Raw genomic sequence first — 19,666 nt, 5'->3', positions numbered from 1 at the left:
ACGATGAGCTGGGGCAGTACCTTTGACGTTGTAGTGGTGGGCTCGGGTGGCGCGGCCCTGGCGGGAGCGCTGGCAGCGACCCACCGGGGTCTGTCGACCTGCGTGATCGAGAAGACGGATCGTTTCGGCGGCACGTCGGCCTATTCCGGTGGCAGCGTCTGGTTGCCCGGCAATCACGTGCTGAAGCGGGACGGTGTCGACGATTCCGTCGAGAAGGGACTCGCCTACTTCTCCGCGCTCGTCGGTGACCGCACCCGCCCCGAGGTGCAGCGTGCCTACCTGGAGACCGGTCCGGTCGTCGCCGACTTCCTGGAGAACACGATCGGCATCCCACTCGAGCACCGGCCTTTCCCGGACTATTTCGACGCGCCGGGACGAAGCGCCAACGGGCGCAGCATCTTCGCCCGCCCGATCTCGGCGGAGGAGGTCGGTGACCGGCTGGGCGACATCCGGCCGGTCGTGCCGGTCGACCAGTTCGGGATCGAAATGGACCGGTCGATGCTCGACGGCGGCCAGGCCTGGATCGCCCGGATGATCCTCGCTCTGGACGCCTCGGGTCGCGCCGAGCTGAAACTGTCCACCCCGGCCACCGGCCTGGTGCAGGACGAGGAGGGGCGGGTCACCGGCGTCGTCGTCACCGGACCGGACGGCACGCAGACCCGCATCCGGGCGCGCGCGGGAGTATTGCTTGCCGCGGGCGGTTTCGAGCGTTCGGCGGAACTGCGCGCGAAGTGGCAGGACATGCCGACCGCCGACTGGAGTTCGTCGCACCCCGACACCGGCTCCGGCGACGCCGTCGCCTTGGCGCAGTCGGCGGGCGCCGAACTGGACCTTCTGGACCAGTCGTGGTGGTGTCCGGCCACCCTGTTCCCCAACGGCCATGCCGCGTTCACGCTCGGCGTGCGGGCCGGAATCTTCGTCGACGGCACCGGGCAGCGCTTCGCGAACGAGATGCTTCCTTACGACCGGATGGGCCGCGCGATGCGCGAACGGATGCGGCTCGGCCACGGCGACGCGTTCTGGTTCGTTTTCGACGACCGATCCGGTGACGATCTGCCCGCCATCTGCGTCCCCTCGCCCGACCGCGAGGAACTCTCGGCGGCCGGGTTGTGGCACACCGCAGGCGACATCGCCGAACTCGCCGGCGCGATCGGCGTCGATCCCCAGCGACTGGTCGCGACGGTGCGCCGGTTCAACGAGTTCGCCGAGCGCGGCCGGGACGCGGACTTCGACCGCGGCGAGGACCCGTTCGGCCGCTTCTTCGTGGGTGCGACCTCGGCGCAGCCGTGCCTGCGCCCGCTCGACGGCTCCCGCTTCCACGCGGTCCGGCTGGTCCTCGGCGATCTCGGCACCAAGGGCGGCGCGGTGATCGGCCCCGAAGGCGCGGTCGAGCGGGGCGACGGCTCGGTGATTCCCGGCCTCTACGCCGCGGGCAACTCCGCGGCCTCGGTAGCGGGGCCGGTCTATCCAGGCCCCGGCGTGCCGCTGGGCTCCGGCATGGTGATGGCCTACCGCGCCGTGGCCGACATGGCCGGTCGGCTCAGCGGAGCTGACGCCGCCGCATCCTGACCGGCCGCGTGCCGTGGGCGCGCACCTCGCGCCCACGGCACGCCGTTTCTTCGGACACGTCCGCCGGGCCGACGCCGACCCGTCGCCAGCGGGCAGGGGGAGTCTGCCGGTCTCGGCCATCGCCGAATTCGTCGTGCGCGGCATGGCGGAGCGCAAGACCCACATCCTCCCCGCACCCCGACTGGCCCCCGCTGTGGGTCGAGCGGGTGGAGCGGGTCACGGCGCAGGCGAATCCGGCCGCCACTGGTGCCTGACCCGGCTACCGATACGTCGTAGGAGTCGCCATGCCTGTACCTTCGCTGGATCCCGACGTCGCGGCGCGTATCGCCCGCCTCGGGCCGATACCGTCGATGCGCTCGCGCGGCATCGAGGCAGTCCGAACCGGCGTCGAAGCCATGCCGCTGCCCGCGGGCATGCCGTCGATGGCGCAGATCGAGGACCTCGCTGTTCCCGGCCCGTACGGTGACATCCCGTTGCGGGTGTACCGACCCGCGATGGACTCCGCCGCGCCGGTCGTCGTGCACTTGCACGGGGGCGGGCTGGCCATGGGTTCCAACGCCTCCTTCGAACCGCTCGCACGGCAGTTGGCCGCCGCGAGCGCGGCGACGGTGGTCGGCGTCGACTACCGGCTGGCCCCGGAATGGCCCGCTCCCGTGCAGGTCGAGGAGGCATACGCGGCTACCGCCTGGGTCGCCGAGAACGCGGCCGCGTTCCGGGTCGACGCCGCTCGGCTGGCGGTGCTCGGCGACAGCGCCGGCGGGGGACTGGCAGCCGGAGTCGCCCTTTTGGCCCGCGATCGCGGTGGCCCCGCGTTGTTCGCCCAGGTACTGCTGTATCCGGGACTGGACCGGGACATGGGCGCGGCGTCCGTGGTGGAGATGCCCGACGCGCCGACTCTCCTGCGTGACGACATTAGCTATCTGCACGAACTCGCCGATACCGGCGCCGCGGATCCGCCCGACTGTTACCGGGTTCCCGCCTACGCCGCCGACTTGTCCGGGCTGCCCCAGGCGATCGTGGCCACCGCCGAATGCGATCCCATCCGCGATTGGGGCGAACGCTACGCCTCCCGGCTGCGCGACGCTCGCGTGCAGACCACGTTGACCCGCTATCCCGGCGTGTTGCACGGTTTCCTGATGCGGCCGGAGAACTCGGCCCGGGGGATGCTCGCTGTGGCCGAGACCGGCGCACTGTTGCGCGCCCCAAGTTCGCCTGCGCACAGCAGCCGCCGGTCACTTCACCAGAAGCGTGATCGAACGCTTACTCCGAGTCGACGTCGCGGTGAGTGGGCCGGTAACAGGTAGTGCCCGTGACGTCGGCTTCGTTTCGTTTTCGCCTGGCAGTCCGCCCGAGCAGGAATGGACCTGACGCCGACCGGCATCGACGGCGAGGAACCGGACGCCCAGGCGGCGGACCAGCCGGAGGCCCTGCGGCGGATCGGCGGTTCCATGGGCTCTGGGCTGGGACAGAAGTAGCCCGGACGGACAACCGGTATCGGCGGCCCAGGAGAGGTGAACACGCACGCGAGCACGATCCGGCGCAGTACCGTCTAATGCGACGCCAGGTCGGCCGCCACGCAACGTTCCCAGATCTCGCGGGCTGCCATCCGGACGGGACCGACCAGCTTGCGGTAGTCGAGCGTGGTGACCGGCGCGCAGATCGAGATGCCGGCCAAGTTGCCGTAGATGTGGTCCGGCGGACCGATGGAGACGCCGACACAGCCGATGCCGGAGAACGCCTCACCACGATCGAACGCGGCGCCACGATCCCGGATGGCGGCGAGTTCCTCCTCCAGCTTGGCGTCGGTGGCGATGCTCTGCGTAGTACGCCGTAACAGCTCACCGCCGTCGGTGTGCTGCAGCGCGCGCACGACATGCGGATCGCGAGTCGCCTCGGCGAAGGCCAGCTGCACCTTGCCCACGGCGGTCAGGTGTGCGGGCACCCGCTGACCGACCGCTGTCGGCGTCGGCCCCGACGAGCGGCCGTTGACCTTCGCGAGGTAGACGGCGTCGCCGTGGTCGACCACGGCGAGTTGGATGGTGAGGCCCGTCTGATGGGCGAATGCCTGCATGACCGGGCGCGCTCCCTGCAGCAGCCGATTCTGATTGAGAGCGGCCTGACCCATCTCGTACGCCTTGACGCCGAGTTCGTAGGTCTGCTCGGGCGAGCGCGCGAGCCAGCCCGCGCTCGCGAGCTGCTCCAGCAGGCGGTGCACCGACGACCGGGGCAGACCGGTCCGGGACGTCACCTGAGCCAAGGTCAGCGGCCCGACACCATTGAACGTCTCCAGCACCAGGGATATCCGCTCGACCACCGAAACCGGCACCCCGGCGGGACTTGATGTTCTCACTCGACCTCCCAGCGCTCATCACATCGCTGTGACATGGGTCACGGTACTACCACGTGCATGTGGGCATCAAACGGCCCGTGACAAGCGTGCGCACCACCATCGCACGAGTCCTGGATCACAACCGAACGCGCTTCCCGATCAGCGAGACATTCCCGTCTGCCGCGCTCCCGCGCGCCATAGCCTCGCGAGGCCCGGATCCGACCGGAACGGGGAACGCACCATCGACGAGCAGGAGGGCGGATGTCCACGGAGACAAGTGCCGGTCCGGATGTCCTCGCGGATCCGGCGACGACGGCGCCGCGCGGCAGTCGTGTCCGTGTGATCGAGGTGATCGAGGAGACCGCCGACGCGCGTTCCTTCGTCGTGGAACCGCTCGGAGGTGACGGCGACAACGGCTATCGGGCCGGTCAGTTCCTCACTGTCCGGGTGCCCGACGTCGGCACCGGTTCCGCGCGCTGCTACTCGCTGTCGAGTTCGCCCTACAGCGACGCCGCGATGAAGTTCACCGTCAAGCGGGTGGCGGGCGGCCACGGATCCAACTGGCTCTGTGACACGGTCGGCGCCGGAGACGAACTCGAGGTGCTGCCGCCTGCGGGCACCTTCACGCCTGCCTCGCTCGACGAGTCGGTGGTCCTCGTGGCGGGGGGCAGCGGTATCACCCCGGTCATCGCGATCGCCAAGTCGATCCTGTTCGCCGGCAGCGGTGACGTCGTGTTGATCTACGCCAACCGGGATCAGGAATCGGTCATCTTCGCGCGCGAGCTGCAACAGCTCGAGCGCCGCTTCGCCGACCGGCTCTCGGTGATTCACGTGCTCGAGTCGGTGCAGGGCTATCCGACGCGGCGCACGTTGTCGATGCTCGTGCGCCCCTTGCGCGACCGCGCGGTCTACATCTGCGGCCCGACGCCCTTGATGGATCTCGCCGCGCAGGTGTGCGCGGCGGAAGGCTTCCCCGCGTCCCGGGTGCACTCCGAACGCTTCCTGTCCCTACAGGCCGACCCGTTCACCGACGCGGAACCCGGTGACGACCGAGATGCTTCGGGCGAAGTGGTGTGCCGGATCCGGGTGAGCATCGACGGCACGGAACGCCAGGTGCCGTGGACGGCGGGCCGCAAGTTGCTCGACGCCTTGCTGGCCGCCGGTGTCGAGGCGCCGTACTCCTGCCGCGAAGGCGCATGCAGCGCCTGTGTGTGCTCCCTGACGGAGGGGCGGGTGACCATGGCGCGCAACGAGATTCTCACCGAGGACGACCTCGCCGAAGGCTACATCCTGGCCTGCCAGGCCGAACCGGTCACCGACGAGATCGCGATCGAGTACTGAGCGGCAGATCGGCGCCCCGGAAACCTGTCCCACTCAGCAGGAGACGCGCGTCACACCGGGAGTTCCGCTGACAAGCTGATCACAGTGCGACGAGATTCGCGGTCGCAGCCATCTGACCAGGAGGTATTGTGACTTCCACCTCGCAAACCGGAGACCGGGTCCGTGTCATCGACACCGGCCTGCCGCCCGAGCGATACGCCCGCGGCTGGCACTGCCTCGGACTGGTCCGCGACTTCGCGGACGGCCGTCCGCATCAGGTCCGCGCGTTCGGCACCGAGCTCGTCGTGTTCGCAGGCGAAGACGGAAAGCTGAACGTGCTCAACGCCTTCTGCCCCCACATGGGTGGCAACCTGGCGCACGGGACGGTGAAGGGCGACACGATCGCGTGCCCCTTCCACGACTGGCGCTGGCGCGGTGACGGCAAATGCGCCGAGATCCCCTACGCCCGGCGAGTTCCGCCGCTCGCGCGGACTAAGTCGTGGCAGACGATGGAGATCAGCGGTCAGTTGTTCATCTGGCACGATCCGCAGGGGCGCAAGGCCCCCGCCGAACTGACGATTCCGGAGATTCCCGCTTACGGTGATCCGGGCTGGACGGACTGGGTGTGGAACTCCATCGTCGTCGAGGGCTCGCACTGCCGCGAGATCGTCGACAACGTCGTGGACATGGCGCACTTCTTCTACGTCCACTACGGCATGCCGACATACTTCCGCAACGTCTTCGAGGGCCACACCGCCACCCAATTCATGCGGTCGCGTCCACGCGCGGACGCGGTGGGCGTCAGCCAGAACACCGATTCCGGTCTCGAAAGCCGTTCCGATGCTACGTATTACGGACCGTCCTACATGGTGGACGCGCTCTGGAGCGCGCAGTACGCCGACCGGCCAGAGCCGAACATCTACCTCATCAACTGCCACTACCCGATCACCCCGACCTCCTTCCGCCTGCAATACGGCGTGATCGTGGAGAAACCGGCAGGCATGGACGACGACGCCGCGAACGCGATGGCCGCCGCGGTGGGGCGAGGCATCGCCATCGGCTTCGAGCAGGACGTCGAGATCTGGAAGAACAAGGCGCGCATCGACAATCCGCTGCTGTGCGAGGAAGACGGGCCGGTCTACCAGCTGCGCCGCTGGTACGAGCAGTTCTACGTCGATGTGGAAGACGTCAAGCCAGAGATGGTCAACCGGTTCGAGTTCGAGATCGACACCGAGCGCGCTCTGCAGAACTGGCAGGCCGAGGTGGACGCCAACTTGGCCGCTGGCCGCAGCGCCATCGCCCCCAACCTGGCAGCGAACCGCGAGGCCGCGCCCACCGGTTCCTGACAACCAATCCTTCCCGAGACTTCACGGACCAGGAGTTCTGATGCCCCATACCGTCCTCGACAACATCGTCGCCATCGCCGATGAGATCCGCGCAGCCGCGGAGGAATCCGATTCGCTCGGCCGGCTGACCGATGGCATGGCCGCGCAGCTCAAGGAGGCCGGCCTCATCCGGCTGCTGCAGCGCAAGAAGTACAACGGCTACGAGGCGCACCCGCGAGAGTTCGCCGAGACCGTCATGAAGACCGCCAGCATCTACGGCTCGGCCGGCTGGGTCGGCGGCATCGTCGGCGTGCATCCCTGGCAGCTCGCCTTCGCCGACCCCAAGGTCCAGGACGAGGTGCTCGGCACGGATGGCGATACCTGGCAGGCCTCGCCCTATATGCCGGGCGGGATCGCGGTGCCTACCGACGGCGGCTACGTGATGAACGGGCGCTGGCAGTTCTCCTCCGGTACCGACCACTGCGACTGGATCTTCCTCGGCGCCATGGTCGGCGGCCCGGACGGCAAGCCGCTGATGCCGCCGCAGGGCCTGCACGTGATCCTGCCCCGTTCGGATTACGAGATCGTGGCGGATTCCTGGGACGTGGTCGGCCTGCGCGGCACCGGCAGCAAGGACATCGTCGTCAAGGACGCCTTCATCCCGAGTTACCGGGTGATGGACTCGGCGAAGGTCATGGACGGCACCGCGGCAAAGGAGTACGGCGTCACCGAGACGCTCTACAAGATGCCCTGGTCCACCATGTTCCCGCTGGGCATCACCTCGGCGACCATCGGCATCTGCGAAGGCGTGCTCGCCGCCGGAATCGCATACCAGCGCAATCGCGTCGGCGCCACCGGCACCGTCGTCAAGGACGACCCCTACGTCTTGCACGCGCTGGGTGAGTCCGCCTCGGAGATCGACGCCGCCCGTCAGCAGTTGCTGGCGAACGTCGATCGCATCTACGACATGGTCGACCGCGGCGAGGAGATCGACTTCGAGACGCGCGCCAAGGTACGCCGGGACCAGGCCCGCGCCGCGTGGCGCGCGGTGCGTGCGGCCGACGAGATCTTCGACCGGGCCGGCGGCAACGCGCTGCGCATGGACAACGCGCTGCAACGGTTCTGGCGCGACGGCCACGCGGGCCTGCACCACGCCATCCACGTCACGAGCACCACCTACCACGCCGCCGCCTTGGCGTCGCTGGGCGTGGAGGTCCCGCCGGGACCGCTGCGCGTGATGATCTGACCGGTTCGGAAAGGAACGCGAGCAACGATGACCGAAATCAAGGGGCTCGGCTACGTCCGGGTTCTCGCCACCGATATGGAGCGCTGGCGCGAACTCGGTTTCGAGGTACTGGGATTCGCGCCGGGCTTCGGCCCGGAAGAGGACGCCCTGCACTTCCGGATGGACGAGCGACCAGCCCGCATCACCGTCGAACGCGGTGACGTCGACCGGGTGACCGCGGTCGGCTGGGAGGTCCGGGACGGCCTCGCGCTGCGGCGGCTGGCCGAGCATCTGCAAGCCGCCGGATTCCAGACCACCCCGATGTCGCAGGAACTGGCGGACCTGCGCAAGGTCGAGGCCGGATTCAGCATGAAGGATCCCGGTGGCACGCCGCTCGAGTTCTTCCACGGCCCGGTGCTCGAGCACAGCCCCGTGCTGACCAAGTACGGTCAGCGTTTCGTCACGGGACAGCAAGGCATGGGCCATGTGGTGATGCCGACGACCAATTTCGACGAGTCCTTCGCCTTCTACAACGAGACGCTGGGCTTTCTGTCCCGCGGCGCGTTTCGGATGCCGACCCCGCCGGGGACGCCGCCGATGCGGATCCGGTTCATGGGGGTCAACCAGCGTCACCACAGCTTGGCGATCATGCCGAGTCTGGAGGGCCGGGATCCGGGGCTGATCCACGTGATGGTCGAGGTGGACGAGCTCGACGCGGTCGGCCGCGCCTACGACCAGGTGCTGGCCCGCGAGTTCCCGGTGTCCTCGACTCTGGGCAGGCACACCAACGACAAGATGATCTCCTTCTACGTCCGGGTGCCCGGCGGCTGGGACATCGAGTACGGCTACGGCGGCAAGCTCGTCGACGAGAGCTACTACACCGCCGAAGAGATCACCGCGGACAGCTACTGGGGCCACGAGTGGATGTGGATGCGGGAAATGAAGGAAGCACAAAAGACCGCGGCCGCCGAGACAGTCGGCTCCTGACGGCTGTCGGAAGTGTCTCGCGTGCCGGGACGGACCCATACCGCCCGTTCCCGGCACGCACACGTGGTGCGAAGAACCGCGGATCTCGAGGACCGATGGGCGGGAGCGCACCGTTCCGGAAGCCGTTATGCCACTCACGGTGTGGCTCCAACCGACGATCACCTCATCGAGGGAAGTGAATGTAGTGACAACTCAGGACAGCGATTTCGACGCCGTCGTCGTCGGGGCGGGGATATCCGGCCTGTACGCGGTGTACAAGCTGCGCGGCCGCGGTATGCGCGTGCACGGTTTCGAATCCGCCGACGGAGTGGGCGGCACGTGGTATCACAACCGGTACCCCGGTGCGCGCTGCGATGTCGAGAGCATCGACTACTCCTACTCCTTCGATGAGGAGTTGCAGCAGGAGTGGACCTGGTCGGAGCGGTTCGCGACGCAGGAGGAGATCCTGCGCTATCTCGAGCACGTCGCCGACCGGCACGATCTGCGCTCTGCCTACGACTTCCTGACCCGGGTGACCGCCGCGGTCTATGACGAGAAGACCGAGCGGTGGACGATCTCCACCGACACCGGCCGTACGGTGACCGCGCGCTTCTGCATCCTCGCCACCGGTGTGCTGTCCGCGACCAACATGCCGGACATCCCGGGCCGCGACACCTTCACCGGCGAGGTCTACCACACCGGGGAATGGCCGCACGAGCCGGTTGATCTGAGCGGCAAGCGGATCGGCGTCATCGGCACCGGGTCATCGGCGATCCAGGCCGTCCCGGTGATCGCCGAGCACGCCGAGCACCTGTATGTGTTCCAACGCACGCCGAACTACTCGATCCCGGCGGGCAATCGCCCCCTGGACCCGGAGTTCGTGGCCGAGGTCAAGGCGAACTACGCCGAGCGGCGCAGGCTGTCGAGGATCAGCGGCGGCGGCACCCCGAACAGCCCGTACCCCAAGGGCGCGCTGGAGATCGACCCCGAGGAGCGGACCCGGATCTACGACCAGTGGTGGCAGCGCGGCGGCTACCTGTTCGCCAAGGCTTTCCCGGATCAGACGACGAACCCGGCCGCCAATGACACAGCGCGCGAGTACGTCGAGGCCAAGATCCGCGAGATGGTGCGCGATCAGGAGCTCGCCGATCAGCTGATCCCGAACGATCACCCGATCGGCACCAAGCGCATCGTCACCGACAGCGGTTACTTCGAGACCTACAACCGCGACAACGTCACCCTGGTGAACCTGCGGCGCACGCCGATCGAGGCGGTCACCGAGACCGGGGTGCGGACCACGGCGGAGACCTACGACCTCGACGTGCTGATCTTCGCCACCGGCTTCGACGCCATGACCGGGTCGCTGTCGCGCATCGACATCCGCGGCCGCGGCGGCCGGGAACTACGCGAGGACTGGTCGGCGGGCCCGCGGACCTACCTCGGGCTCGCGGTCGCCGGGTACCCCAACATGTTCATCCTGGCCGGCCCCGGCAGCCCCAGCGTGCTGGCCAACATGGTGCTGATGGCCGAGCAGCACGTGGACTGGATCGCGGGCTGCCTGGACTATTTCGACGAACACGGGCACACCACCATCGAGGCGACCGAGGAGTCGGTCGAGGAATGGGTGGCCGAGTGCAACGCGAAGGCGGCGGCCACGTTGTTCCCCTCCGCCAACTCTTGGTACATGGGCGCGAATATCCCGGGCAAGCCGCGGGTCTTCATGCCTTACATCGGCGGGTTCGGCAACTACAACAGCATCTGCTCGGAGGTGGCCGCCGCCGGATACAAGGGATTCGACCTCGGTGGCGCCACGGGCTCGCGGCGGCGGCCGGACCTGCATCCTGATGTCGAGGCGATGCTCGCGGCCCTGGAGTCGTTCCCGGATGTGACGCGGCACGAGGCCGCCGAACTGCGCGAGATCATCGTGTCCCGGCGGGCGCCGCTGACGCGCCTGCCCCGGATGCGCATCGCCGAGGACCGGGTGATCGAAGGCCCTGGCGGTGATCTGGCGGTGCGCGTGTACGTGCCCGAGCGCGACGCGAAAGCGCCGCTGCCGGTGGTGGTTTTCGCGCACGGCGGCGGATTCGTCTTCTGCGATCTGGACAGCCATGACGAATTCTGCCGATCGATGGCCGAGGCGGTCGGCGTCGCGGTCGTCTCGGTGGACTATCGGCGCGCGCCCGAGCATCCCGGCCCCGCGGCGATGGAGGACATGTACGCGGCGCTGAGCTGGGCGGCCGCGCATGCCGCCGAGTTCGGCGGCGACGCGGGTCGGCTCGCTGTGGCCGGCGACAGCGCGGGCGGCAACCTGGCGGCCACCGTGAGCCTTGCCGCCCGCGACCGCGGCGGGCCGCGGATCGCCGCTCAGATCCTGCTGTATCCGGTGATCGACGACGATTTCACCACCGAGTCCTACCGGCTCTACGGCGAGGGCTACTACAACACCACCAAGGCCATGCGCTGGTATTGGCAGCAGTACGCGCCGCACGGCACCGACAACCCGTATCTGGTGCCGAGCCGGGCCGACTCGCTGGCCGGGCTACCCGCGGCGGTGGTGGCGACCGCCGAGCTGGATCCGCCGTGCTCGGCGGGGGAGGACTACGCCCGGCGGCTCGCGGAGGCGGGCGTCCCGGTCACCGCGCACCGCTTCGACGGGCTGTTCCACGGATTCCTGACCTTCCCGAGCCTGTCGCTGACCGGGCCGGCGCGTGAGGTGCTCTGGCAGCTGATGCGCGACGTGCTGGAGGTGTCATGACACAGCGACTCACGACCAAGATCGCCCTGGTCACCGGCAGCAGCCGGGGGATAGGCCGGGCCATCGCGCAGCGTTTGGCCGCAGAAGGCGCGACCGTCGTCGTCACGGCCCGGTCGAACTCCCCGACACCGTCGATTCGCGACGGCGCCACGCATGTGCTGTCCGGCTCCCTCGGGGAGACCGTGCAGTTGATCGAAGCCGCGGGCGGTCGGGCGATCGCCGTCCCGGCCGATCTCGAGGACGCCGAACAACGCGCCGGCTTGGTCGAGAAGGTCGTCGAGGAACTCGGCGGCATCGACATCCTGGTCAACAACGCGGGTTTCGCGGACTACAGCGTGATCGAGAAGATGAGCGACGCGACGTTCCACCGGACCGTCCAGCACTACCTCGAGGTGCCGTTCGCGCTCTGCCGTGCCGCGATTCCGCACCTGCGCAAGCAGGGCAGCGGCTGGATCGTCAATATCGGATCGTCGACCGGTCTGAGCCCCATCCGGCCGTTCCGCGAGTACAACAAAACCTCCGGCGACGTCGTGTACGCCTCGGTCAAGGCCGCGCTGCACCGCTTCACCCAGGGGCTGGCCGCGGAGTTGGTCGACGAGGGTATCGCGGTCAACGCCGTGGGACCCTCGACCGCCATCATGACTCCGGGAGCGGCGACGCTGCTTCCGGAGGGTTACGACACCGAGCCGGTCGAATACCTCGCGCAAACAGTGCTGGAGATGTGCACGATGCCCGCCGTCCACCGCACCGGCCTGGTGGCTTTCAGCTTGCACTTCCCGTGGGCGACGAACACCCCGGTGATGTCGCTCGACGGGCGCACCGAACTGCCACGGCGACAACCACCGGCATGGGCCAACCCGCACATCCTCCCGGAGGGAGTGTGATGGCCACGACCGCACGAGAACGGTTCTCCGACGGCACTGCGGTCGTCACCGGTGCGGCGGCAGGAATCGGCCGCGGCCTGGCTCGCCACCTCGGCGTCCTCGGCATGACCGTCGTCGTCGCCGACATCGACGAGGACCGCGCCGCCGGTGTGGCCGCGGAGATCATCGAGCACGGCGGCAACGCCCATGGCTTCGGGGTCGATGTCGCCGACGCGGGCGCGGTCGAGGACATGGCCGCGACGATCTTCGCCCGGCACGGCAGCGTCGAACTACTGATCAACAACGCGGGAGTCGAGTCGGCGGGACTGCTGTGGGAAATAGATCCCGCCCGGTGGCGCCGACTCATGCAGATCAACGTGGACGGGGTCTTCTACTGCTTGAAGTCCTTCGTGCCGCGCATGATCGAGGCGGGTACCCCGGCCTGCATCGCCAACCTGTCCTCGGTCGGGGGTCTGAACACCGTCGCCGTGCAGTCGCCCTACATCGTCAGCAAGTTCGCGGTGCAGGCGATGACCGAGTGCCTGTGGCAGGACCTGGCGGTCGTCGGCGCTCCGATACAGGTCAGCGCCGTGGTACCGCATTCGATCCGCAGCGAGATCTTCCTCGCGGCTCAGCGCGACGCGCCCACCACCGACCCGACCGCCAACGCGGTGTTCGCCGCGATGCAGCGGGACAACGTGGAGAAGGGGCTCGACCCGCTCGAGGCCGCCGAGCACATGGTCGAACAGATCGCCCGCGGCGACTTCTGGGTCTTCTCCGACGACGCCATGTGCACCGCCTCGGCGACCCGGCGCGGTGAGCAACTGCTGTCGCTCAGCCCGCCCTCCAACCCACGAGACATGCTCGCCCGGATGGGCGTGCCACTCCCGGAAGGTAGCTCATGACCGAGACCATCGTCGCCGGCGTCTCCGCCGCAGATCGAGAAGCCGCGCTCCATCAGGCGATCGCGGAATGCGAGGCGGCGCCGCTTCTGATGTCGATGGTGCACGTGACCGGTGATCTCGGACTGCTCGACGAGTTCGGCGCGCGCCTGTCGATCGAGGAGCCGGGTAACCATTACCGCACCGGCACACGCCCGACGGTACCGCCCGGCACCTACCCCGACGACGTCGCCGCCGACATCCGCGCCCGCGCCCGCGAGGTGCTCACCCCGGATTCCGTTGCCGCGCTCGGTGTCCCCGACGACGAGCTGTTCCGCCGCATGGCGACCCTCTGCACCGCTGAGCGGGTCGATGCGGAGTTCGTGCCGATCCTGCTGGAGCAGGCCGGATTCACCAAGGACCGACGCCACGTCCCGGTGACCGTGACACCGCCGGCCGACTTCGAAGTGATCGTGATCGGTGCGGGCATCGTCGGCATCAACGCGGGAATCAAGCTGGGGGAGGCGGGTTTCCCCTTCACCATCTTCGAGGAACGCGATGATATCGGCGGCACCTGGCACCGCAATACCTATCCCGGTGCGGCGGTGGATACCCCGAGCCATTACTACTCCTACTCGTTCGAGCTCAACCCGAACTGGTCGCGTTACTATCCGACCGGGCCGGAATACCAGAGCTACCTGCTCGGTGTGGTCGAGAAGTACCGGTTGCGCGAGCACATCCGGTTCGGCACGCGGGTGCGGTCCGCGACCTGGCTGGCGGGGGAGAATCGCTGGGAGGTGGTGACCGAGGACCGCGACGGCGTGGTCACCCGTCACCGCGCCCGCGCCGTGGTCACCGCGCTGGGCATGCTCAATGCGCCCAACATTCCCGAGGTGCCGGGTATGGAGACCTTCGCGGGCACCGTCGTGCACACCGCGAACTGGGACACCGGCATCGACCTGCGTGGCAAGCGGGTCGTGGTGCTGGGCACCGGCTGCACGTCGGTGCAAGTGGTGGCGAGCATCGTCGACGAGGTCGACACGCTCGATGTCGTGGTTCGCAGCCCGCACTGGCTGGTGCCCGAGAAGACCGTCGGAGGGGAGGTGCCCGCGGGCGAGAAGTGGGCGATGGCGAATCTCCCCTTCTACGACAAATGGTTCCGGCTGCGCACCTACTGGTTCGCCTCGGACAATCTCTACCCGCTGCCGCGCATCGATAAGGAGTGGGCGGCCACCCACCTGTCCGCGTCCCCCGCCAACGACATGGTGCTGCGCACCGCGCTGGAGTACTTGGACAAGAGCTTCCCGGACCGTCCCGACCTGATCGAGAAGCTGACACCGGACTTCCGGCCCTACGCCAAACGAATCGTGAAGGACCCCGGCTTCTTCGCGGCACTCAACCGCGAGCACGTGACCCTGCACCGCGCCTCGTTCCAGCGGGTGACGCCCGAAGGCGTGGTCACTACGGAGGGCGAGTTCATCCCCGCCGAGGTGATCATTCTCGCCACCGGGTTCGAACTCCAGTTCACCACCACGATCGACATCACCGGCCGGGACGGCCGGACACTGGCGGAGGTGTGGAAGGGCGGCGAGGACCCGCGCGCCTACCTGGGCGTGCAGGTGTCGGGGTTCCCGAATCTGTTCGTCACCGCCGGGCCAAACGCCGCGCCGAACCACGGCGCCGGGCACAACATCACCGGCGAGGAACAGGTGCACTACATCATCGAGTGCTTGCAGTACCTGTTGGAGAACGACCACGCCGCCATGGACGTCCAACAGGGAGCGCTGGACGAGTACAACCGCCGCGTCGACGAAGCGCTCGACGAAACCGTGTGGGTGCATCCGGGTGCGCAGGTCAACGGGTACTACCGCAACAGCTCCGGCCGGGCGATCGTGCCGTGCCCATGGCGTCTCGTCGACTACTGGACGATGCTGCGCGAGCCGCATCCCGAGGATCTGACTTTCCTCCCGCACCGAGGCCCCGCCTCGGTATAGCGCCGCCGACACCTTCACGGCGTGTGTCCATCGACTCATGAGGAGCAGGGGATGACATCCATCGACATCGACCGCGAGACGGCCCGCCACGCGGCGGGGACCGACCTTCCGGAGCTGGATCCGGCTCTGCTGCGCACTGTTCTGGGACACTTCGCCACCGGCGTCGTCGCGATCACGGGGATCGATCCACAGACCGCGGCGCCGACGGGTCTGGCCGCGAACTCGTTCACCTCGGTGTCGCTGGATCCGCCGCTCATCGCCTTCTGCGTGGGCGCGACCAGCACTTCGTGGCCCCGCGTGCGGGCGGCGGGCCGCTATGCGGTCAACATCCTGTCCGACGCTCAGGAGCCGGTGTGCCGGCAGCTGGCCACCCGCGGTGTCGAGAAGTTCCAGGGCATCGAATGGCGGCCATCGCCGGCGGGGGCGCCGATCATCGCGGATTGCCTGGCCTGGATCGAAGCCGAGCTGGAGGCCGAGCACGCCGCGGGCGACCACACGATCGTGGTCTCCCGGGTTCGGCACCTGTATGCCTCCGACCTGGCGCCGCTGATCTTCTTCCGCGGCAGTTACGGCAGCGTCGGCCCCAGCGCGGAGGCATCCCGATGACGATGCGCCCACTGGACTGTGAGCGCTGCGGCCAGCGCGTTCTGATCGAGAAGTTCAGCCCCGCGCACACTTCGGTCCAGTGGGTCGGCGACGCAGGCCGTTGCCCGGTGATCGCGGCCCGGAACCGGAGTGTCGGTCACGAGGAGCGCGGGTGTGACGCGTTGCACCGCAGCATCGACCGGGCGGTGCGTGCTCGTGAGCTGCCCGAGTCCCGGATACAGCTCCCCACCGGTGACGCCATTCCGCGGCTGCACTGAGCTCGGGCATGACGGCCCGAAAGGGTGTACCGCTCACCGGGAGGCTTGCCGGACAGGCGGTGTCGGCGGTGGAAGGCTCGGGCCATGAGTACCTCAGTCGAATCCCGCGTTGCTCCCGAATTGCGTGAACTGCCCACCGAGCGTGGCGTCTTGCGTTACCGCGAGACCGGTGACGGTCCGCCCCTGCTCCTGCTGCACGGCTCCGGCCCCGGAGTGACGGGCTGGCGCAACTTCGGAGCCAACGTCCCGGTCTTCGCTCAGCACTACCGCACACTGGTGCTGGAGTTCCCCGGCTTCGGGGTCAGCGACGACTTCGGCGCTCCGCACCCGATGATGTCCGCGCAGCAGGCGGTCGGCGCCTTCCTGGACGGGCTGGGCCTGGACCGCGTGCGCGTCGTCGGAAACTCCATGGGCGGCTTCGTCGCCACGGATTTCGCCCTCGCGAACCCCGATCGGGTCGATCGGCTGGTCACCATCGGCGGGATCGGAACACCCGTCTTCAGCGCCCAGCCGGGTGAGGGGATCGTGCGGCTGAGCGAGTTCGTCGAGAACCCCACTCGCGAGGCGCTGATCGCTTGGCTGCACTCGATGGTGTACAACTCCGCTCTGGTGACGGAGGAACTGATCGAGCAGCGCTGGCAGCAGGCGACCGATCCGGCGACCTTGGAGAACTCGCGCCGCATGTACGGCAAGGCCGCCTTGGCGCGGATGGCCGAGGCGGCCCGCAACGCCGACACCACCCCGGGGTGGGCGAAGCTGGGCCAGATCACGGTCCCGGTGCTGGTCACCTGGGGCCGGGACGACCGGGTGAGCCCGGTGGACATGTCCCTGCTGCCGATGCGCACCCTGCGCAACGGCGAGGTGCACATCTTCCCCAACTGCGGGCACTGGGTGATGATCGAGCAGAAGCAGGCATGGGAGGCCACCGTCCTGGCCTTCCTCGGTCGTTAACCTTCGCCCTCGGCCGGCGGCATCACCGGCGCCGCGTCGATGACCGGCGCCGGGATCGCGCAGAAACTGTGGCAGACCCGGTCCTTGATGATCCGCTCCGGGCATTCCGGATCGAACCACCGGTCCACATGCCCCCAGTGGATCGGGTGATTCATATACGGCCCGAGCAGGGCCTCGACATCGGCGAACTCCTGCTCCCACACGTGCGTCCACTGCGACGTCCCGGCGGCGTGCCGGACCGGACTCAGCTGCCAAGCCAGGATGGCCTGGATGTGCCGCGGCATCTGCAGCGTGGCGTGCTCGAACCGGCGGACCTGCGCGGAGTCGGCCGCTGCGTCCACACGCAGCAGCAGCGTCCGGTACACCCGGGGTGGGCGCGAGGTCCACCGCCGTCCACCGCGCGCATCCGCGGGCGACGCTGCCAGGTACTCCACCGCGTCGACGTGCCCGATCGCGGGCACGGAAGTCGCCTCATCGATCGCGGCCCGGCTGCGGCACCACTCGTCTTCGGACCGGAAGTGGAAGTGGGCGAGCACATCTCCGCCGTTGCGTACACCCGGCAAGGTGCGAGCGACCAGTGACTGTTTTGCGCCGGCCGATTCCGCCGCGGCGGCGATGCGCTTGATCGTCACGTCTGCGATCATCTCCTCGCCCGGGTCCGTCAGGTGCAGCAAACGGGTCACCTTATACATCGCAGAGTCCTTCCACGTCCGCGGAACGGCTCGCCATCGACCTGGTGCGTTCGACGATCATCGGTTCCATCGATTCCCACCATCGCGCCGGCGCGGGGTCGTGTCGCGCCCGGACCGCCGCCGCCCACCAACCGGCCGTGCCCGACACGGTCCAGGTAGCGGTGACGGTGTTCGTCTCACCCTCTATCCAGACCGGCGGGCTCACCAGGATCTGCTCCAGCGTCAACCCGCGTTCCCGTGCCGCGGGTGCGTACTCGTCGAGGTAGGCATCGATGAACGCCCGTGCGCTGCCGGATCTGAGCACGACTCGGTCGATGATGTAGAGGGTTGGGTCGTCCATGAATCGAACGTAGGCGCTGTCGCGAGAGCCGACGGCCCGTCATCCCGGTGGCCGGGAGCCGCTGGCGCCGAATCGCGTTGCAGGGCTTGTAAGCTGCACGATCGTGGCAGCCGACCTCGATTCCTACCCCCCTCTGCCTGCGACCAGCTGGGCCGTGCTGGGCATGCTGTCCTTCGGTGAGGAACTGACCGGCAACGACCTGAAGAAGTGGGCGGATTGGAGCATCGGCTTTTTCTATTGGAGCCCTTCGGTCAGCCAGGTCTACGCCGAGCTGAAGAAACTCGAGGAACTCGCTTTGGTGCGGTCCCGACTGGTGGCCGACGAAGGGGTGCGCGGTCGACGGCTGTACGGCATCACCGATACGGGGCTGCGCGCGCTGCGGAACTGGTCCCGGAACGCCGGGGTGGACATGCCGGTGCTGAAACACGGTGTGATGCTGCGTCTGTGGATGGGTCATCTGCACGATCCCGAGCACCTGAAGAGGATCGTGCGTACCCACATCGACAACCTGCGTGAGCAGGCGAGCCGGGCCGCACTGCACGCCGACCGATCCGAGCCGGAGCCCGGCTGGGCGTTCACCGAGATGACTCTGCGGTGGTCGCAACGCCATTTCGAGGCGGAGATCGAGTTGGCCGAGCAGTTGCTGGCTGACATTGATGAGGCCGCCGCGCGATATCGTGAGCTGGCCGTCCGCGACGAGAACGATCTCCCGGTGCCTCGTCATCCCGGGGTTTGGCGCACGGTCGGGGAGGATTCCGCGGACAGCTGAGTTCACGGCCCGCGACGCCTGCGGTTGCCGATGCTCAGCCTTCGGCGAGCACGCTGGGGGCGGTCGGCAGCGATCGCAGGATATTGCGGCGCTGCAGCGTGGGAGTGACTCGGCCGCCTGCGGTCATACTGCGCCAGATGGCGTGTGCGGCCAGCTGGACCGGGGTGGTCATTCGGCTGTCGAAGCTCATCCGGCTCAGCGGTCCGCAAATGGACACCGCGGTCGTCGCCTCGCCGACCGGTCCGATCGGTGCGGCGATACAGCCGAACCCGTGCAGCGCGCCATTGCGCTCGACGGCATAGCCGAGTTCCCGGATCCGCGCGCTGCCCGGCTCCGCTCGGCCCGCGAAGGCGAGCAGGGCCCTGCCGAGTGCCGACTTCGACGCGGGCAATCTGCCTCCGACGCGGGTCGGGACGTGGGCGGCCAGGCGTCCGCCGATCTTGTCGAGGTACACGACGTCGTCGCCGTCGAGGACCGCCAGATGCACGACCATGCCGGTGGCGCGGTAGAGATGCTGTAGGTGCTCGCCGGAGGCCGCGTGCACGCGGTCTTGATGCACTGCGAGCGAGCCGAGTTCGACGAGACGGATGCCGAGGCTGTAATTGCGCCCCTCCCGCCGTAGCCACCGTAGCTGGACCAGCCGGTCCAGCATCCGGTGGGCGGAGGAGCGCGGCAGGCCGGTGCGGGCGACGACCTCCGTCAGGCCGAGGCTGTCGCGCCCGTCGAACGCGTCGAGGACAAGCGACAGCCGGTCGAGAAGGGCGCTGGGGGTGGTCGCCTCACCGGGCCGCATGTCCTGCGCGATCGTCATGCGCTGACTCCTT

General features: G+C 68.4%; 18 protein-coding genes and 1 pseudogene. 15 read left to right on the top strand and 4 right to left on the bottom strand.

The annotated features are described in order from the left end of the window. Positions 1-3: 3 nt before the first annotated feature. The gene (locus ACWDMM_RS29615) at positions 4-1,569 is read left to right on the top strand and encodes an FAD-dependent oxidoreductase (RefSeq protein ID WP_449940571.1); all 1,566 of its coding nucleotides are present in this window, start codon (positions 4-6) and stop codon (positions 1,567-1,569) included. A gap of 284 nt (positions 1,570-1,853) precedes the next feature. Next, a complete protein-coding gene (locus tag ACWDMM_RS29610) occupies positions 1,854-2,873 on the top strand; it encodes an alpha/beta hydrolase (RefSeq protein WP_449940568.1) in 1,020 nt (339 codons plus the stop codon). Positions 2,874-3,118: 245 nt separating this feature from the next. Here ACWDMM_RS29610 and ACWDMM_RS29605 read toward each other — a convergent pair whose 3' ends face one another. Continuing rightward, the gene (locus ACWDMM_RS29605; protein WP_195080265.1) at positions 3,119-3,919 is read right to left on the bottom strand and encodes an IclR family transcriptional regulator; all 801 of its coding nucleotides are present in this window, start codon (positions 3,917-3,919) and stop codon (positions 3,119-3,121) included. Between the two features lie 240 nt (positions 3,920-4,159). Here ACWDMM_RS29605 and ACWDMM_RS29600 point away from each other — a divergent pair, with 240 nt between their 5' ends. The 12 genes and pseudogenes from ACWDMM_RS29600 to ACWDMM_RS29545 all read left to right on the top strand — a co-directional run bounded on the left by ACWDMM_RS29600 (position 4,160) and on the right by ACWDMM_RS29545 (position 17,041). Then, on the top strand, positions 4,160-5,239 hold the full coding sequence (locus tag ACWDMM_RS29600) for a ferredoxin--NADP reductase (protein ID WP_357111526.1): 1,080 nt from the start codon (positions 4,160-4,162) through the stop codon (positions 5,237-5,239). A gap of 128 nt (positions 5,240-5,367) precedes the next feature. Next, positions 5,368-6,564: a Rieske 2Fe-2S domain-containing protein gene (locus tag ACWDMM_RS29595; RefSeq protein ID WP_195080263.1), complete on the top strand. Its 1,197-nt coding sequence runs from the start codon at positions 5,368-5,370 to the stop codon at positions 6,562-6,564. A 40-nt stretch (positions 6,565-6,604) separates the two neighbouring features. Then, on the top strand, positions 6,605-7,789 hold the full coding sequence (locus ACWDMM_RS29590) for an acyl-CoA dehydrogenase family protein (RefSeq protein ID WP_357209249.1): 1,185 nt from the start codon (positions 6,605-6,607) through the stop codon (positions 7,787-7,789). A gap of 27 nt (positions 7,790-7,816) precedes the next feature. Then, complete coding sequence (locus ACWDMM_RS29585; RefSeq protein WP_195080261.1) at positions 7,817-8,755, top strand: VOC family protein; 939 nt, start codon at positions 7,817-7,819, stop codon at positions 8,753-8,755. Between the two features lie 127 nt (positions 8,756-8,882). Beyond that, a pseudogene (locus ACWDMM_RS29580) lies at positions 8,883-10,538 on the top strand (flavin-containing monooxygenase); the annotation flags it as partial. A 51-nt stretch (positions 10,539-10,589) separates the two neighbouring features. Further along, positions 10,590-11,489 carry an alpha/beta hydrolase gene (locus tag ACWDMM_RS29575; RefSeq protein ID WP_357296701.1) on the top strand — a complete coding sequence of 300 codons (900 nt, stop codon included), beginning with the start codon at positions 10,590-10,592 and terminating at the stop codon, positions 11,487-11,489. Then, positions 11,486-12,373, top strand: coding sequence for an SDR family NAD(P)-dependent oxidoreductase (locus ACWDMM_RS29570; RefSeq protein ID WP_195080259.1), 888 nt, complete (start codon positions 11,486-11,488; stop codon positions 12,371-12,373). Before ACWDMM_RS29575 ends, ACWDMM_RS29570 begins: the two co-directional genes overlap by 4 nt. Then, the gene (locus ACWDMM_RS29565; protein ID WP_195080258.1) at positions 12,373-13,257 is read left to right on the top strand and encodes an SDR family NAD(P)-dependent oxidoreductase; all 885 of its coding nucleotides are present in this window, start codon (positions 12,373-12,375) and stop codon (positions 13,255-13,257) included. The genes ACWDMM_RS29570 and ACWDMM_RS29565 overlap by 1 nt, the downstream gene beginning before the upstream one ends. Next, the gene (locus tag ACWDMM_RS29560) at positions 13,254-15,227 is read left to right on the top strand and encodes a flavin-containing monooxygenase (RefSeq protein ID WP_357111538.1); all 1,974 of its coding nucleotides are present in this window, start codon (positions 13,254-13,256) and stop codon (positions 15,225-15,227) included. The genes ACWDMM_RS29565 and ACWDMM_RS29560 overlap by 4 nt, the downstream gene beginning before the upstream one ends. 51 nt (positions 15,228-15,278) lie before the next feature. Continuing rightward, on the top strand, positions 15,279-15,833 hold the full coding sequence (locus ACWDMM_RS29555; protein ID WP_195080256.1) for a flavin reductase family protein: 555 nt from the start codon (positions 15,279-15,281) through the stop codon (positions 15,831-15,833). Beyond that, positions 15,830-16,090: a hypothetical protein gene (locus tag ACWDMM_RS29550; protein ID WP_195080255.1), complete on the top strand. Its 261-nt coding sequence runs from the start codon at positions 15,830-15,832 to the stop codon at positions 16,088-16,090. The genes ACWDMM_RS29555 and ACWDMM_RS29550 overlap by 4 nt, the downstream gene beginning before the upstream one ends. An 84-nt stretch (positions 16,091-16,174) precedes the next feature. Then, the gene (locus ACWDMM_RS29545) at positions 16,175-17,041 is read left to right on the top strand and encodes an alpha/beta fold hydrolase (protein ID WP_195080254.1); all 867 of its coding nucleotides are present in this window, start codon (positions 16,175-16,177) and stop codon (positions 17,039-17,041) included. Here ACWDMM_RS29545 and ACWDMM_RS29540 read toward each other — a convergent pair. Together ACWDMM_RS29540 and ACWDMM_RS29535 are read right to left on the bottom strand one after the other, a co-directional pair. Further along, positions 17,038-17,733 (bottom strand): Dabb family protein, encoded by a 696-nt coding sequence (locus tag ACWDMM_RS29540; RefSeq protein WP_449940560.1) that lies wholly within the window; start codon positions 17,731-17,733, stop codon positions 17,038-17,040. The two genes, ACWDMM_RS29545 and ACWDMM_RS29540, sit on opposite strands and share 4 nt — an antisense overlap. Further along, positions 17,726-18,073, bottom strand: coding sequence for a hypothetical protein (locus tag ACWDMM_RS29535; RefSeq protein ID WP_449940557.1), 348 nt, complete (start codon positions 18,071-18,073; stop codon positions 17,726-17,728). Before ACWDMM_RS29535 ends, ACWDMM_RS29540 begins: the two co-directional genes overlap by 8 nt. Before the next feature lie 163 nt (positions 18,074-18,236). Between ACWDMM_RS29535 and ACWDMM_RS29530 the strand changes: the two genes are divergently transcribed. After that, positions 18,237-18,842, top strand: a complete 606-nt coding sequence (locus ACWDMM_RS29530; protein ID WP_195080320.1) for a PadR family transcriptional regulator — start codon at positions 18,237-18,239, stop codon at positions 18,840-18,842. Between the two features lie 34 nt (positions 18,843-18,876). Here the strand turns inward: ACWDMM_RS29530 and ACWDMM_RS29525 are convergent, their stop codons facing one another. Continuing rightward, positions 18,877-19,653: an IclR family transcriptional regulator gene (locus ACWDMM_RS29525; protein ID WP_449940554.1), complete on the bottom strand. Its 777-nt coding sequence runs from the start codon at positions 19,651-19,653 to the stop codon at positions 18,877-18,879. Positions 19,654-19,666: the final 13 nt, after the last annotated feature.

The organism is Nocardia sp. NPDC003726 (assembly GCF_053586955.1).
This window is presented reverse-complemented; position numbering and strand designations above follow the sequence as displayed.

Excerpts from the sequence above, each read along its gene's own strand:
- ACWDMM_RS29615 (WP_449940571.1), top strand. The coding sequence starts at position 4 with ATGAGCTGGGGCAGTACCTTTGACGTTGTAGTGGTGGGCTCGGGTGGC.
- ACWDMM_RS29610 (WP_449940568.1), top strand. The coding sequence starts at position 1,854 with ATGCCTGTACCTTCGCTGGATCCCGACGTCGCGGCGCGTATCGCCCGC.
- ACWDMM_RS29600 (WP_357111526.1), top strand. The coding sequence starts at position 4,160 with ATGTCCACGGAGACAAGTGCCGGTCCGGATGTCCTCGCGGATCCGGCG.
- ACWDMM_RS29590 (WP_357209249.1), top strand. The coding sequence starts at position 6,605 with ATGCCCCATACCGTCCTCGACAACATCGTCGCCATCGCCGATGAGATC.
- ACWDMM_RS29585 (WP_195080261.1), top strand. The coding sequence starts at position 7,817 with ATGACCGAAATCAAGGGGCTCGGCTACGTCCGGGTTCTCGCCACCGAT.
- ACWDMM_RS29575 (WP_357296701.1), top strand. The coding sequence starts at position 10,590 with ATGCTCGCGGCCCTGGAGTCGTTCCCGGATGTGACGCGGCACGAGGCC.
- ACWDMM_RS29570 (WP_195080259.1), top strand. The coding sequence starts at position 11,486 with ATGACACAGCGACTCACGACCAAGATCGCCCTGGTCACCGGCAGCAGC.
- ACWDMM_RS29565 (WP_195080258.1), top strand. The coding sequence starts at position 12,373 with ATGGCCACGACCGCACGAGAACGGTTCTCCGACGGCACTGCGGTCGTC.
- ACWDMM_RS29560 (WP_357111538.1), top strand. The coding sequence starts at position 13,254 with ATGACCGAGACCATCGTCGCCGGCGTCTCCGCCGCAGATCGAGAAGCC.
- ACWDMM_RS29555 (WP_195080256.1), top strand. The coding sequence starts at position 15,279 with ATGACATCCATCGACATCGACCGCGAGACGGCCCGCCACGCGGCGGGG.
- ACWDMM_RS29550 (WP_195080255.1), top strand. The coding sequence starts at position 15,830 with ATGACGATGCGCCCACTGGACTGTGAGCGCTGCGGCCAGCGCGTTCTG.
- ACWDMM_RS29545 (WP_195080254.1), top strand. The coding sequence starts at position 16,175 with ATGAGTACCTCAGTCGAATCCCGCGTTGCTCCCGAATTGCGTGAACTG.
- ACWDMM_RS29540 (WP_449940560.1), bottom strand. The coding sequence starts at position 17,733 with ATGTATAAGGTGACCCGTTTGCTGCACCTGACGGACCCGGGCGAGGAG.
- ACWDMM_RS29535 (WP_449940557.1), bottom strand. The coding sequence starts at position 18,073 with ATGGACGACCCAACCCTCTACATCATCGACCGAGTCGTGCTCAGATCC.
- ACWDMM_RS29530 (WP_195080320.1), top strand. The coding sequence starts at position 18,237 with ATGCTGTCCTTCGGTGAGGAACTGACCGGCAACGACCTGAAGAAGTGG.
- ACWDMM_RS29525 (WP_449940554.1), bottom strand. The coding sequence starts at position 19,653 with ATGACGATCGCGCAGGACATGCGGCCCGGTGAGGCGACCACCCCCAGC.